Annotated in this window: 15 protein-coding genes; 2 read left to right on the top strand and 13 right to left on the bottom strand. The window is 61.8% G+C overall.

Features of this window, described 5'->3' with window-relative positions:
- Positions 1 to 10: 10 nt before the first annotated feature.
- The 12 genes from AUL39_RS02675 to AUL39_RS02620 all read right to left on the bottom strand — a co-directional run bounded on the left by AUL39_RS02675 (position 11) and on the right by AUL39_RS02620 (position 11,177).
- Positions 11 to 1,501 (bottom strand): M20/M25/M40 family metallo-hydrolase, encoded by a 1,491-nt coding sequence (locus AUL39_RS02675; protein WP_059053352.1) that lies wholly within the window; start codon positions 1,499 to 1,501, stop codon positions 11 to 13.
- A gap of 543 nt (positions 1,502 to 2,044) precedes the next feature.
- Positions 2,045 to 2,863, bottom strand: a complete 819-nt coding sequence (locus AUL39_RS02670) for an HAD family hydrolase (protein ID WP_059053350.1) — start codon at positions 2,861 to 2,863, stop codon at positions 2,045 to 2,047.
- Between the two features lie 30 nt (positions 2,864 to 2,893).
- Positions 2,894 to 3,733, bottom strand: a complete 840-nt coding sequence (locus AUL39_RS02665) for a permease prefix domain 1-containing protein (protein WP_059053347.1) — start codon at positions 3,731 to 3,733, stop codon at positions 2,894 to 2,896.
- Positions 3,733 to 4,074, bottom strand: a complete 342-nt coding sequence (locus AUL39_RS02660; RefSeq protein WP_201783899.1) for a PadR family transcriptional regulator — start codon at positions 4,072 to 4,074, stop codon at positions 3,733 to 3,735. Before AUL39_RS02660 ends, AUL39_RS02665 begins: the two co-directional genes overlap by 1 nt.
- A gap of 471 nt (positions 4,075 to 4,545) precedes the next feature.
- Complete coding sequence (gene nagA, locus AUL39_RS02655) at positions 4,546 to 5,706, bottom strand: N-acetylglucosamine-6-phosphate deacetylase (RefSeq protein WP_059053345.1); 1,161 nt, start codon at positions 5,704 to 5,706, stop codon at positions 4,546 to 4,548.
- Between the two features lie 83 nt (positions 5,707 to 5,789).
- Entirely contained in the window at positions 5,790 to 6,959 is a 1,170-nt protein-coding gene (gene agaS, locus AUL39_RS02650) for an SIS domain-containing protein (protein ID WP_059053343.1), read from the bottom strand.
- Positions 6,960 to 6,984: 25 nt separating this feature from the next.
- Positions 6,985 to 7,713 carry a GntR family transcriptional regulator gene (locus tag AUL39_RS02645; RefSeq protein WP_059054050.1) on the bottom strand — a complete coding sequence of 243 codons (729 nt, stop codon included), beginning with the start codon at positions 7,711 to 7,713 and terminating at the stop codon, positions 6,985 to 6,987.
- Positions 7,714 to 7,859: 146 nt separating this feature from the next.
- Positions 7,860 to 8,960 carry a PTS system mannose/fructose/sorbose family transporter subunit IID gene (locus AUL39_RS02640; protein ID WP_059053341.1) on the bottom strand — a complete coding sequence of 367 codons (1,101 nt, stop codon included), beginning with the start codon at positions 8,958 to 8,960 and terminating at the stop codon, positions 7,860 to 7,862.
- A complete protein-coding gene (locus AUL39_RS02635; protein ID WP_059053339.1) occupies positions 8,950 to 9,759 on the bottom strand; it encodes a PTS mannose/fructose/sorbose/N-acetylgalactosamine transporter subunit IIC in 810 nt (269 codons plus the stop codon). The genes AUL39_RS02640 and AUL39_RS02635 overlap by 11 nt, the downstream gene beginning before the upstream one ends.
- A 125-nt stretch (positions 9,760 to 9,884) precedes the next feature.
- Positions 9,885 to 10,367 carry a PTS galactosamine transporter subunit IIB gene (agaB, locus tag AUL39_RS02630; RefSeq protein WP_059053336.1) on the bottom strand — a complete coding sequence of 161 codons (483 nt, stop codon included), beginning with the start codon at positions 10,365 to 10,367 and terminating at the stop codon, positions 9,885 to 9,887.
- A gap of 94 nt (positions 10,368 to 10,461) precedes the next feature.
- Entirely contained in the window at positions 10,462 to 10,746 is a 285-nt protein-coding gene (yajC, locus tag AUL39_RS02625; protein WP_059053334.1) for a preprotein translocase subunit YajC, read from the bottom strand.
- Entirely contained in the window at positions 10,746 to 11,177 is a 432-nt protein-coding gene (locus AUL39_RS02620; RefSeq protein ID WP_059053332.1) for a PTS sugar transporter subunit IIA, read from the bottom strand. The genes yajC and AUL39_RS02620 overlap by 1 nt, the downstream gene beginning before the upstream one ends.
- Before the next feature lie 408 nt (positions 11,178 to 11,585).
- Here AUL39_RS02620 and pfkB point away from each other — a divergent pair, with 408 nt between their 5' ends.
- The gene (pfkB, locus tag AUL39_RS02615; protein WP_059053323.1) at positions 11,586 to 12,518 is read left to right on the top strand and encodes a 1-phosphofructokinase; all 933 of its coding nucleotides are present in this window, start codon (positions 11,586 to 11,588) and stop codon (positions 12,516 to 12,518) included.
- 14 nt (positions 12,519 to 12,532) lie between these two features.
- Here the strand turns inward: pfkB and AUL39_RS02610 are convergent, their stop codons facing one another.
- Entirely contained in the window at positions 12,533 to 13,306 is a 774-nt protein-coding gene (locus AUL39_RS02610) for a DeoR/GlpR family DNA-binding transcription regulator (protein WP_059053321.1), read from the bottom strand.
- A 352-nt stretch (positions 13,307 to 13,658) separates the two neighbouring features.
- On the opposite strand from AUL39_RS02610, the gene AUL39_RS02605 reads away from it, so the two are divergent.
- Complete coding sequence (locus AUL39_RS02605; protein WP_059053319.1) at positions 13,659 to 14,510, top strand: class II fructose-bisphosphate aldolase; 852 nt, start codon at positions 13,659 to 13,661, stop codon at positions 14,508 to 14,510.
- The last annotated feature ends 49 nt before the right edge of the window (positions 14,511 to 14,559 follow it).

Here is a 14,559-nt window from a genome sequence, read left to right as displayed (position 1 = left end):
GTTGCGTTCCTTATGCCTTCAGCTGGTCAAGCCCCCGAACAAACGCCACGTAGAACTCCACGCCGCGCTTGTAGTCGTCAACCGGAATGCGCTCGTTGGCGCTGTGGATGAGGGTGCGCGCCGTGGGCGTGTAGATGAAGGCGGCAAAGCGGTACACGTGGTCACAGATCTTGGTGAACGAGCGCGAGTCCGAGCAGCTAGTCTGCACGTAAGGGCACACGCCTGCCTCGGGGTAGACGCCGGCGACGCAGCGGCGGATGTAGTCAAACTGCGCGTCGTCGTGCGGCGAGAAGGGCGAGGGCTCATTGACCAAGCTGTTCTCGGCAATGTCCACGCTCACAGCGTCCGCGGCAACACCGGATTCGCGGCACTCCTCGGCCGCTTGTGCGCGGGCGCGGGCAAGCGCGGCGTTCACGTCCTCGAACGGGGCCACGCGCACGTTGAGGTTGGCCGCAGCCTCGGGCGGCAGGACGTTTCTCGCAGGCGAGCCCGCGAGCTGTGTGAGCGCGTAGGTCGAGCGGACCATGGGGCCGGTCTCGGTGCCGGCGGCAAGGATGCGCCCCACCAGCGGCCGGAAGAGCCACATGTTTGCAAAGATGATGCGATAGGCAAAGCTTCCGCGGGCAGCAAGCTCCTGGAGCATGGCTGTGACAGCATCTGCCACCTGCGGCTTTCCGGGATGGGCGCAGATGCGCTCCGTGGCGCGGGCGAGAAGGCGCGTAGCATCGTTGTACGAGGGCGCAGACGCGTGCCCACCCGTACCGTGCGCTGTCACGGTGACGTCCACGTGGCCCTTCTCGGATACGCCCACCATGGCCATGGGCGAGGTCACGCCCAGGGGTACGCCGGTGGCAACGGCGCCGCCCTCGTCGAGGACCATGCACGGATGCACGTTGTGCTCGCGCAGCCACACCACGGCGTGGTCTGCCGTGGGGCCGGAGGTCTCCTCGCAGCAAGACGAGAAGAACCAGATGTCGCGCGGCGGAACGTAGCCCTCGGCCAGCAGGTGCTCGAACGCCTCCATGCAGCCGCAGAAGCAGAGCTTGTTGTCGAGCGTGCCACGGGCCCAGATCTGCCCGTCATGGACCTCGGCCGCAAAGGGCGGGTACGTCCACTCCTGGCCGTCCGTGGGCACCACGTCGTGGTGGGCCATCATCACGACGGGCGCCAGCGAAGAGTTGCGCCCAAGCCAGCGCATGAGGATGCCGTACTCGTCGATGCGAGTGAGCTCGAACGCCTGGAACGTGCGCGGATAGAGGCGCTGCAGCGTAGGTACCCAGCGGTCGAAGGGCTCGCGATCGAGCTGGGCCGGGTCGTCGCGCGAGACGGTGGGAATGCGCAGCAGCGTGCGGAAGCGCTCGACCTCCGCGTCGCCGGCGTGATAGCCGCCCGCGTCGATGGGCGAACCGGCGGGGAGCGTGGGCTTCATCGCCGCCGCGCGGGCAACGCAGACGACGAGCAGCACGAGAATGACTACCAAGACGAGAACAAGGACAACCATGGCGCCTCCAGTCACATTGGGGCCATGGTAGCCATATCGCGTGAGCGCAGACCATGCGAGGCTGTATTCGTCACCCACCCGCAACAGCTCTCGATTCCACAGGAGATGCCGCAATCACTCAACCCGTGAATTACCCACAGGAACGGAGCGGGAAGAGGCGACATGCACTGTTTCCCGAGTGAGCCTCCAACACAGCGCGCCATCTCAGCTCGACATCTCAGCTCGCTATCTCTGTTGAGAAGATTTCCGACATAATCTGTGGCCTGCAGGCCACGAAATGTCGAAATCCTTCTCAGCAGCCCCTTGGTGCCACCAGACTATTGCACACCGAAGACTCTTGCCGTTGCGCGCCCGGGCGACCCTCGGAATGCCATGTCAAACAGAGCAGGAAACCTCACACGTGTTATTTCTACTTTGATATTAGGTCATTCTCAACTGGGGTTTTGCCGACTCACATCAAAAAAGAAATATCACGTGTGAGGTTGCCGTACAAGGCAGCCATGCGAAGTTGCCGTGTGAGGTTGTCCGGCGCGGGGGGCAGTGCTACGCCGAGAAGGGCCACTCGCCGGCGGCGAGGGCCTCAACCGCCGCGGCAACGGCGTCGTCCTCACATCGGCCAATGTGCCAGCGAGCCGCGCGAGCCGCCTCGGGTTGGGCGTTGGCAACCGCCACGGAGTTGGGCACCACCGAGAAGAGCGGCAGGTCGTTGCCGGCGTCGCCAAACACCACAACCTCGCTCTCGTCAATGCCGAGAAGCTCGAACAGAAGACGCGCACCCGTACCCTTGTTGTATCCGTGCGGCATCACGTTGGAGAAGCCCGCATGCGCGTAGTCCAAATCAAGCTCGGGAACCTCGCGTGCCGCCCGCGCGATAAGCTCCCGCGTACCAGCCTCGTCCGTGTCGACAAACACGTTTGACTTCACCACCACATCCGGCACGGCATCGACCGGCACGCACTTCTCAGCGTATGCAGGGAAGGGGCGCCTAAGGTCTTCTCGGCTTCCGGCAACCAGCAGCGGCGTGCCGCCGTCAAAGCAAAGAAGCCCGGAATGGGGAACGTCCGCGAGCATTGCCGCCAGCCGGACGAGCGCGTCGTGCGGCTGATGCTCCTCGTGGACCAGCTTGCCGCCAAGGTAGACCTGCAAGCCATTGGTTGCAAGGCAGGTGGCGCAGCAGGCGGCGTCTCCGCCAAAGAAAGGCGGAATCCAGTCGATGCCGCGGCCGCTTGCCGGCCCAATGGCAATACCTGCGTCAAGCGCTGCGTGGAACGCCGAGACCGTGCGCAGAGAAACCTGCGTGTTCCCCTTGGGAAGAATGGTCCCGTCAATGTCGCAAAGGATGAGTTTGGTGTTTCTCGGCATTTCTCCCCCGCAATCTCCGCACCGCCTGCGCTACAGGGCGGTCACGGTAACGTCTCCCATCTCGGCGCTGACATCAACGATTCTCTCGCCAGTACCCCTAATCACTGTACCCGGCGAAACCTCGTTTCCGTCGAGAATTATCTCGCCCATGTCAACGGAGAGCTTGAGCGTTGCATTGGAGAGGTCGACATCGCTTACGTCGACATCACCCATCTGAGAAGAGACGGTCATGCGAGCTGCCTCCACGCCCTGCAGGTCGACGCTGCCAAGCTGCGTCGTGGCATCGATGGACGAGAGCTCGGCAGTCGAGGGGACCACGACGGTGATGACAATGCCGTCCGACGCCTGCGTGCCCGCGCTGCTTGTCTGCGTTTGCGTCACGTGGAGCACGCCATCTTGCACCTCGTACTCAAACGAAGTGTTCGCGGCGCCGCTATAGCTCACCCGCGCAACGTCACCGCTCTTGATCACCACGTCTCCGCAGGCCGCGCTCACATCTACGGATGAGAAGTTCTCTCCGATGGTAGCGTCCACGTTGCCAGCATGCGGATCTGCCTCCGCACGGCCACAAAAGGCCACCCAGCACACGCAGCACACCGCAATGACGCCGAGAACCACCGCCACGATGCGTCCCGGATGCCACTTGCGTGCTGGTTGCGGCGTTACCCCAAGCGACTCGAGCACCTCGTCTGGGTTGCCAAACTCGGCTATGGTCGCTTTGGCCGCGTCTTTCTCGGGCATGCCCTGGGCGAGAAGCTCGGCGTACTTGTCTTCCATCATCTGGCCAAGCTCGTCCTTCGCGCGGTGCGCCTCGGGCGTCTGGGGAAGCTTTGAGAACACAGACTCGAGATAATCCCTGATGTCATCCATCACGCACCGCACCCTTCCATAAACCGGCCGACAACGTCCTTGGTGAGCTTCCACTCTCGGCATCGTGCCTGGTAGTGGTCAATTCCCGCTGGTGTGATGCGATAGTAGGTGCGTCGTTTGCCGTTCTCCGCAACCTGCGGGAACGACTCAACGAGGCCGCCCTTCTCCAGACGCGCAAATGCCGAGTAGAGCGTAGTCTCCTTGACCGTGTAGAGGTCACCCGAGATTTGTCGGATGCGCTTCGAGACCTCGTAGCCATAGGACGGCCCCTGCAGGAGCACGCAAAGAATCATGGGGTCGATGTATCCGCGGATAAAGTCGCTGCTTATCTCGTCAGGCACGAGACACCTCCCGCAACGTACTACGTCTGTCGTAGTATCTTCGCTACTAGAAGGATACTACGACAGACGTAGTAAGTGACGAGAGAGGCTTTCGCTGCCGCAGACGTTTGGATAACGCCGGCAGACGGCGACCTGCGTGCAGCCTTCTCAGCGTCCAACGTCCTTCTCGCCAGGCCGTTCGGCTCTCTCGTTGCGGAGAATAGCTCCTTTTCTTAAACGTCGGTCGCGTTTCCGCAGGTCAGCGTAAGTGGTTTTAAGAAATGGAGCTATTCTCCGCAGATGAGAGCAACATGCGCACGGTAGCCAGCGACGGGATGCGGGGCCATCGCGCAGAGAAAAGCCCTCCGGCGCCAAATTGACGCCGGAGCCGCAGCAATAGCGGAAATCCTGACCAAAACGGGCCTTCAGGCGCCGCGCGGTGAGAAGAGCGAACACCGCATGGCGAGAAGAACGCCCGCTGCCCGTAGAGCCTTACGCCACGGGCACCAACTCGCCGCCAACATACGTCGCCGTGAGCGACATGTCGGCCGCGTAGACGTTGAAGTCGGCGTTGCGCCCGGGCAGCATGCTGCCGCAGACGTCATCCACGCCCGCTGAGCGCGCCGCAATCTCGCTGCCCATCCGGATGGCCTGCTCGGGCGTCACGATGCCCCAGTCGACCATGTTCTTCACGCCCTTGGCCAGCGTGAGGACAGACCCGGCGATGCTGCTCATGTCGGCCAGGTAGCAGAGGTCGTCCTTCATGACCACGGGCAGACCGCCGCTCATGTAGTTGCCCTCGGGCATGCCGCCGCAGGCCAGGCAGTCCGTGATGAGAACCACGTGCTCCCAGCCCTTGGCGCGCACGAGAGCCGCGCACGAAGCGGGCTGCACGTGGTGGCCATCACAGATAAGCTCTGCGTACGTCTCGTCCGTGGTCATGGCACAGCCGAGAACACCCGGCTCGCGCTGGTGCAGACCGCGCATGCCGTTGTAGGTGTGCACGAACACGGTGGCACCGGCGTCCACGGCGGCGATGCTCTCATCGTACGTTGCATCGGTATGGCCGAGCGCGGTCACCACGCCCTCGGCGGCAAGGCGCGAGATGTACTCGGGCGCCTCGGGATACTCGGGCGCAAGCGCACTCTTGCGGATAAGGCCGCGCGCCCTGCGCTGCCACTCCGCAAAGTCGTCGTACGAGGGCGGCACCAGGTACTTGGGGTTCTGGGCGCCCTTGTGCTTCTCGGTGAAGAAGGGTCCCTCAAGGTAGATGCCCGGAATGCGTGCGCCCACAAAGTCATCGTCGCGCTCGTCCACCGCGTCCGCGATGACCTCGCACTGGTTGCCGATGTTCTCCACCGAGTCGGTGAAGGTGGTGGGCAGCCACGCCGTGGTGCCACGCTGCGCGAGCGCCACGGAGGCATCGTTGATGCCGGCAGGGTCGATATCGGTGGTCGCGTGGTTGTGGAAGCCGTGGATGTGGGTGTCAACCAGGCCGGCGCCCACATAGGCACCCGCGTAGTCGACAATCTCGCAGTCAGGCTTCTCGGTCGAGAAGGACCCAAAGCGACCGTCGGTGATGGTGAGGTAGCCCTCTCCGGTGAGCCTACCGGGAAGAACGAAGTGAGCGGCGTGGACCGCATACGTTGCCATGATTTCTCCTTCCTGGGCCAAAGCCCTCGGTGCGGGGATAAGTTAACCATGGTATACCCAAGGCTCCCCGCACCGAAGCAGGACTACAGGCTAAACGGGTGAATGGTCACGCCCTTGACCACGCGGTTGACGGTACCGGTGGGCGACGGGGTGTCGGGGGTGTTGCCAACCTTGATGGAGGCGTTAAGGGAGATGGTCTGCGCAAACATCACGAAGGGCAGCGCGAGGTAGACCTCGGGGAGAAGTACGTCGCCATCAAAGGAGAAGTTCTCGCCCTCAAAGTCATCGCCGGTACGCTGCTGGATGCCCACAGTGGCAAGCGCAATGTCGTCGCCCTTGACCTCGTTCAGGATGTCAAGGTCATACTGACGCGTGTAGGGACCGTTGCTCACGAAGTCGAACACGAGGGTCTTCTCGTTGACAAAGGACTTAGGCCCGTGACGATAGCCCATCGAGGAGTCAAACGAGGTGGCGATGCGGCCGGCGCACAGCTCCAGGATCTTGAGCTGCGCCTCTCGGGCCAGGCCGGAGAGCGACGCGGAGCCGAGGTAGGTCACGCGGTCGAAGTCGCGGTCGAGCCAGCTCACAATCTCGGGCTCGCGGGCAATGACCTCGCGGCCCATCTTTGCGGCGCGGGCAACCCAGGCGCGCTTGTCCTCGATGGATGCCTGGTCAAAGATGAGTGCCGAGAGGAGCAGCATGCAGGAGTAGCTGCCCGTCATGGCAAAGCCCTTGTCGTTAGCACGCGGGATGAGCAGCGTGAGGGCACGCTCGTCATCTTTGGACTGCTGCGCGAGCTTGCCCTCGGGGGCGCACGTCACGTTGAGGTAGAGAAGGTTCTTGGCAACCTGCCCAACGCGCTCATAGGCAGCCACGCTCTCGGGGCTGTTGCCGCTGCGCGCAAACGACACCATAACCGTGGGGTCCTCGGGACGCACGTAGTCAAGAGGAGCGCAGACAACGTCGGTGGTGGCAACGGGCGCAAACTCAAACGCCTCGTTGTCGCCAACGCGACGCAGATATGGCACGAGGGTGTCGCTCACATACGCAGAGGTGCCAGCGCCGCAGAAGATCACGCGGGTGCGGCGCTCGCCACCAAGGGCGCGAGCCTTGGCGAGAAACTCCTCGATTGCCGACAGGTTGTCCTCGTAGATCTTGAAGGTGTCCTCCCAGAGGTCCGGCTGCTGCTTGATCTCCCTGGTGGTGATCTGCGCGCCCATCGACGTGAGCGTAGCCTCATCCTTCTCGAACATGTTCTTCTCCTCTCGGGGGCCTTCCCTAGCCCCGATAGTGTGAAACCTTGTATCTGAACTGGTCGGCTCGAGCAACACTTCTTGTGTACTCGATGGCCGTGTTCTTCACGTTGAAGGTAGTGCGATAGAGCTTGAGTACGGGTGCCGCCTCACTAATGCCGAGAAGCTCCGCGTCGTCCTTCCGGGCAACGCTCGCGCAGAACTCCTCCTCGGCCACGCGAATGGTCTCGTGGTAGACCTTCTCCACGATGTCGTAGAGTGGCTGGTTCTCGACGTCTGTACGAGTAAGACCGAGAAACTCAGACGCAGGAAGATACGTGCGCTCCACCATCATGGGGATGCCATCCGCAATGCGCAGACGCTTCATGCGAATGACGGGGTCCCCAATGCGCAGGCCCAGGCACGCGGCGATGTGCTTCGGTGCCTCCCTGGTATCGAACTCGAGCACCACCGTAGTGGGAACTCTCCCCATGCTCTTCATCTGCTCGGTGAAGCTGTAGGTCCCCATGAGGTTCGTGGCCTCGCGCACGGAGTCCGAGACAAAAGTGCCGCGCCCATGCTGCCTGGTGACAAGCCCCTGCCGCTCAAGCTCCGCAAGAGCCAGGCGTACGGTCGTACGCGAGAGGCCGTACGTCTCGCAGAGCTCACGCTCGGAAGGAAGCATGTCGCCCGGTCCCATCTCGTTTTCTATCTTCTCGTGAAGAAGGTCGACAAGCTGGTCGTAAAGCGGCTGCTTTCGCGAGATGGGGGTCATGTCTTCACCGTCCTGAAAATGGCGCGAGCACGCGTCAAGCGTACCCGCGCCGCCTGTTGCCATAGAACCTGCTGCGCACGCGTGCCGGATTGGATTCCGGGCACCCGGGGCGGCGGGCCGCCCCGGGTACGCAGCAATTGTAGGACTTAGCCCCAGATGCTCGGCCAGATGCCGAAACCGGCACCAACAATACCGATGATGAGCACGAGAACAATACCCTTGATGGGGGTGAAGTTCTTCTTGGAGAACAGGTAGTACAGGAGCATGACCAGCGCGAGCGGGACAAGCTTGGGGCAGATGCTGTCGAGGATCTTGGCGATGTCGACGTTGACCGGCGAGGTGACGGTCTCCATGTAGGTGACCTCGCTCATGCCGTTGCCAAGGTCAGTGGCGCCAGCGGTCACGGCGTTGCCGTCAGCATCGGTGGTAGCCAGGGGGTTGCCGGAGGCGTCAACCATGCCGGAGAGCGTGGTGCCGTCGGTGTCCTTGGAGATGACCTCGAACTTGCTCACGTCCTCGGTGGGGACGGTCGCGGTATGCGCGACGTAAGCCTGCGTGGTGCCGTTGGGGATCGTGAGGTTGATCTGCGTGCCGCCCATGGTGACGGTGAGGCAGCCAACGACGAAGACGCCGAGGATGGAGGCCGCGCGGGTGAACGCCTTCATGTGCTCCATGAGGGTGTCGAGCGCGTTCATGCCCATCTTGTACGACCAGTTCATGAGACCAAAGCGAAGCGCGAACTGGATGATGTTGAAGACGATCAGGAACAGGATGGGGCCAAAGATGTTGCCTGCGATAGCCATATTCGAGGTGATGCCGGCCAGAATAGGCACGAGGGTCATCCAGAAGATGGCGTCGCCGATGCCACCAAGCGGGCCCATGAGGGAGACGCGGACGGCACGGATGGTGGGGATGTCAACCTTCTTCTGCTCCATGGACAGGATGATGCCCATGGCGAAGGTGACGAGGAACGGGTGGATGTTGAAGAACTCCATGTTGTGGGTCATCGAGAGCGCGAGATCTTCCTTGTTATCCGCGTGAATCTTCTCGAGACCGGGAAGGATGGAGTAGAGCCAGCCTGCGGACTGCATGCGCTCGTAGTTGAAGGACGCCTGCAGGAAGCAGGAACGCCACGCCATCTTGTTAAGCGTCTTCTGGTCCAGATCAGGGGCGGGCGTGAGGTTCTGGTAGTGAGTCACACCCTCAAAACGGTTGACGGTCTGAGCAGTCGTCTCGTTAGATGCCATCTTCCTCACCTCCGTCGGTGTCAGCAGCAACGGCAACGGAACCCTTGAGCTCGGTGTTCTGCTGGTAGTCCCAGTAGGCGAAGCCAAAGCCGATGAGGGCCAGGATCAGCAGGGCAGGAGTCGCCAGGCTGGAGATGCCGGAGACGATAATCGCGAGGCCAAAGCCCATGAAGTAGAAGCCCCACATGTCGCGGTTCATCATGAACTTGAGCAGGATTGCGAAGCCGACGAAGCGCATCATGCCACCGGCAGCGGAGAGGCCATTGCTCAGCCACTTGGGGATGGCGGCAACGACGGCGGAGCCGACGGCCTGGCCGCCGATGAAGAACAGGGTGACGACGACGCCAAAGATGAGGCCGAGCAGGCACATCGAGAGGTAGTTGATGTGCTCGATGCCCTTGGGGTTAGCCTCGGCGGCGTACTGGTCGCACTTGGACATGAGCGGCGACATGATCGTGAAGATCAGGGTGACGCCGTACTGGCCAAGCAGGGAGAACGGAATAGCAGTAGCGACAGCAGCGTTCGGGTCAAGCTTGAGGGTGATTGCCAGAATGGCTGCCATGATGCCACCGACAACCGCGTTGGGCGGCTGGGCACCTCCGATTGGCATGTTGCCAATCGTCATGAGCTGGTACGTGCCACCAACGATGAGGCCGGTCTGCACGTCGCCAAGGATGAGGCCGATCACCATACCGGTGACGATCGGCTGATACAGAGACTCGAGGAAGCTGAACTGGTCGATAGCCGCGATGAACGTGACGATGAAGACCAAGATCACCTGGAGAGCTGAGTATTCCATCCTTGTTCCTCCTTTCCTATGGTTCCTAGTACCACGTGCCACGGATAGAGACAGAGCTATCGCCAGCACCCGTCCCTCACGGGTGCGCACGACCAAACTAAGTTGTTGCGAAAAGCGCTAGATGGCTACTCGAAGAGCTTTGCCGTAGGCTCGACCGCCGTGCTCGGAACGCGCTGGATCGAGAGCTCTACGCCTGCGTCCTGCAGCGCACGGAAGGCAGCGACGTCCTCGTCGTTCACGGCAACGGAGGTTGCGACCTGGCGCTTGCCCTCGGACATGTGCATGTTGCCGATGTTGAGCTTCTTGATGGGCACGCCGCCCTTGACGAGGCGCAGCGCGTCCTCAGGGTTCTCGACAATGAGGAAGATGTGCTGGCGAGCAGCGGCCTTATGGATAACGTCGATGGTCTTCTGGATGGAGAAGTACCTGGTAGCAACGCCCTGAGGCGCGGCCATGTCCATGAGCTTCTGGCGCATCTTGTTGCCGGCAACCTCATCGTTGGCAACGAGGATCAGGTTTGCGCCGATGGTGCTTGTCCACTGGGTGGCGACCTGGCCGTGAATCAGGCGGTTGTCAATCCTGGTAAGAAGAATGTTGGGCTCAGCCATGCTTGCTTCCCCTTTCTCGTACTCGCTCGCATATTTGCGGGCGAGAGTTTTCCTTCAAACTACGAACGGGCCAACTGGCTTGCGATGACACGACCTACTTCTTTGAGATCTCCTGGATCGCAAACCTCGAGACCTCCACGACCGCACCGGACTTGACCTCGACGTCACAGGTCTCCTCGCCCACACGGACTACCCTGCCAAAGAGACCACCGGCAAAGGCGACGCGCTGCCCAACCTTGAGGTTGGCGTGGAGCTCGGCGAAGTAGGCCTTCTGCTTGTTTGCCTTTACCGCGCTGTAGATCGCATAGACAACGCCCATGATGGCGATGAGGATGAGCAGCGCCGCGCAGGCCGCAAGCACGTTCTGCCAGAAGTCCATTACAGGCCCAGATCGTCGGAGTCGGGCTCGTCGTCAACGGTGAGGACCATGTGGACGACGCCCTGCTTGCCGGCCTCAACCGCGCAGTCGATGAGCTCCTGCGTGGTGGACTCGGGCGTGCGGGTGGCGAGGACCTCGAGGAGCATGGGCAGGTTGGTGCCCGCGATGACCTCGACGCCAGGAACGAGCTGCGTGTTCATCATGGCCTGGTTGAACGGCGTGCCACCCATGAGGTCGCAGAAGACAATCACACCGTCGTTCCTCTCAGCGGAGGCGGCAATGGCGTCCGCCAGCTTCTGGGGGAACTCGCCTGCCTCGTCCTCGTGGAACGGTACGACGTCGAACTCCTCCTGCGAGCCCGCGATCATCTTGACGGAGCTGTCGAGACCAACGGAAAAGTCTCCGTGACCAGTGAGCACAAATCCGACCATGCAAGTCCTCCTCTGACGGGGTCTTCGTAACGCTCTCTAGGCTAGAAGACTTTTGGTTCCAACAAGGAACCTCTTTGTTACGCCCGTCGTGCTTCTCGGTTACTGGTTACTACCACATTTCAACTACGGCTACTTTACAAGACCTCCGCATTTAGTCCAGAGAAAACTTGGTTTTTATTTCTTGAATGCCGCTTGCGGTTAAATTCATTACGGTCACGGCGTGTTATCGCAGGTAGTGGTACCAATTTATCGATACCAGCATACCCTGACGGAGTTTTTCTCGCATAGATACGTTAGATTTCTGGTATATCCAGTGGTTGTTACCAAAGGACAAAACTCATAGGTCCGGTTTGTTATTTTCAGCAACTGGTATCTATTTTGCACCCCAGAGTTGCAGGGAGGAACACCATGATTCTCACCGTCACGCTCAACACTTCCATCGACAAGGCCTACCGCATCGCTTCCAACCTCGAGCGCGGCACCGTCATGCGCGTGGCGGAGTGCATCGACAACGCGGGCGGAAAGGGCCTTAACGCGTCGCGCTCTGTTGCCACGTGCGGCGAGGAGGTCCTTGCGACTGGCTTTGTTGGTGGCAACAACGGGCGACTCCTCTGCGAGTTACTTGACTGCGATGGCATTCCCCATGATTTTGTCGAGGTGACAACCGAGACGCGCTGCTGCGTGAACGTGCTCGAGCCCGACGGCCTCTCCACCGAGTTCCTGGAGCCCGGCCGCGAGGTGACGCCCGAGGAGCTCGCCGCCCTCGAGGAGCGGCTCGTCTCGCTCGTCTCGCGCGCGGACGTGGTCACCATGAGCGGCAGCTTCCCCAAGGGGCTGCCCGCCGACACCTATGTGCGTCTCATCAAGCTAGTTCGCTCGCAGGGCAAGCCATGCATCCTCGATACCTCCGGCGCCACGCTCAAGGCAAGCATCGATGCGCTTCCCACCATGGTGAAGCCCAACACTGATGAGATTGGCCAGATCCTTGATCGCAATGTCTCCTCGGTGGAGGAGGTCATCGGCGCGGCGCACGAGCTCCACGAGCGCGGAATTGCGCAGGTGGTGGTCTCGCTCGGTGGCGACGGTGCCGTGATGGCATGCGACACGGGGACCTTCCGGGGGATTGCCCCCAAGATTGATGTCGTGAACCCCGTGGGGGCCGGTGACACCATGGTTGGGGCCTTTGCCGTTGCCATGGCGCGAGGGATGGAGCCCGCCGAGCAGCTGCGCTATGCGATGGCCTGCGCAAGCGCCAACTGCATGTCTGCCTCGACCGGCCACTTTGACATGGAGGTCGCGCGCGGCCTCATGGACGGCACCCGCGTGGAGCGCATAGCCTAAGGTACCGCCCCTACTCACCCGCAAGGATCAAGTCTTGTTGGAAGATCCCCGAGGCAGCCGGCAACGGCGCCCTCGGGGTCTTTTTCCATCACTATGACATCGGCGTCACCCACGTCGCCAAAGAAGAAGAGGCCACGGGCGCCCACCTTGCTCGCATCCATGAGCACGCAGGTTGTGCCCGCGCAGGCGAGAAACGCGCGCTTGAGTTCCGCCATACCCTCGTAGCCAGTCATGAAGCCGCGGCCGGGGGCAAAGGCGGTTGGGCACACGAAGGCAACGTCTGGCCGAAGCATCGAGAGCGCCGATACAGCCACGGCCCCAGAGGTGTAGCGGTGGCCTTTGCGCAGGGCACCACCTAGGAGAACCACCTCGGCGGAGGGCATGGAGCGATCGACGTAGTCGGCAATGGTGAGGTCTGCCGTCACGATGGTCACCTCACCGCGATCGCCCAGCGCGCGCACGAGCTCAAGGCCCGTGGTTCCCGTGTCCACGAGCACGGACTGGCCTGGCTCGACAAACTTCGCGGCTTCCCGGGCGATGGCGCGCTTTGCCTCCACGTTCACGTTGACGCGCAGGTCCTGGATCGACACCGTGAGCGTTCGAGAGAGCGAGACCGCCCCACCGTGCGTGCGGCGCAGCTTGCCGTCGCGTGCGAGGGCATCAAGATCTGCTCGCGCGGTGACGCGAGACACGCCAAGGGCATCTGCCACCTCGGCAACCTGCACAGATGAGTTTCTCTCAAGCATCGAGAGAATTGCCGCGCGCCTCTCCTCTGCAAACTCGGTCATGTGCTCCTCCTCGCCCGCGGGATTAAGTTGCCCGGCAAATCAATCCCACTGCCCGGCAAATCAATCCCACTGCCCGGCAAATCAATCCCACTACGCATGTGTGCAAACTGTGTTTCCTTCTCTTTGTTTAAAAGAAAGATATCACAAGCAGAATTCTTTCTTTTCTGCGTTTTGGAAAGCCCTGGGGAGCCCTTCCGGACGTCTGCGGCCACCGGCGCCTTGCGGTCGCTTTTCGTTGCTGACCAGTACCGCCATTTGCCCAAGACCACGTCTGCAAGCAGGCACGATACAATCACGTTGCAGATAAGGAAGCCCCACGGCACAGCCCGTGGGAACGTGAAGGGAGAGCGCGATGCTTGTCACAACCAAGGAAATGCTGCTCGACGCCCAGGCCGGCCACTACGCCGTGGGTGCGTTCAACGTGGAGAACCTCGAGTTCGTGATGGCCGTCATCAAGGCCGCCGAGGACAAGCACTCCCCCGTCATCATGCAGACCACCCCGGGCACCATCAAGTACGCCAACCTCGACTACTTTGCCGCCATGGTACGCGTTGCCGCCGAGAGCGCAAGCGTCCCCGTGGCGCTGCACCTCGATCACGGCGACGGCTTCGATCGCTGCATGCAGGCCCTGCGCGCCGGCTACACCTCCGTCATGATCGACGGCTCCCACGTGCCCTTCGAGGAGAACATGGCCCTCACCGAGAGCGTTACCAAGGTCGCCATCGCCATGGGCGTGCCCGTGGAGGCCGAGCTTGGCAAGGTTGGCGGCAAGGAGGATGACGGCCCAGCGGTCAAGGGCGAGAACCCCTACACCGACCCCGATGAGGCCGAGGAGTTCGTAAACCGCACCAAGTGCAGCTCGCTTGCCGTTGGCGTTGGCACCGCACACGGCGTCTACAAGGGCACCCCGCACATCGAGCAGGGCGTCCTCAAGGAGATCCGCAACCGCGTCGACGTGCCGCTGGTCCTTCACGGCACCTCCGGCGTGCCCGACGACCAGGTCGCCGAGGCCATCAAGAACGGCATCTGCAAGGTGAACTATGCCACCGAGCTGCGCCAGGCGTTCACCCGTGGCTTCATGGGGTACATGGCCGAGAATCCCAACAACTTCGATCCCAAGAAGCCCTCGAAGCCCGGCATGGAGGAGATCTACAAGGTCGTCGCCTCCCACATGGACAACCTGGGCTCCACCAACAAGGCGTAGGCGCACGCACAGAGCAACGTACGGCCCGGACGGCATATGTGCCCTCCGG

This window comes from Tractidigestivibacter scatoligenes (assembly GCF_001494635.1).
Lineage (GTDB): Bacteria > Actinomycetota > Coriobacteriia > Coriobacteriales > Atopobiaceae > Tractidigestivibacter > Tractidigestivibacter scatoligenes.
The sequence above is the reverse complement of the archived record's forward strand: the minus strand, read 5'-3'. Positions and strand labels throughout refer to the sequence as shown.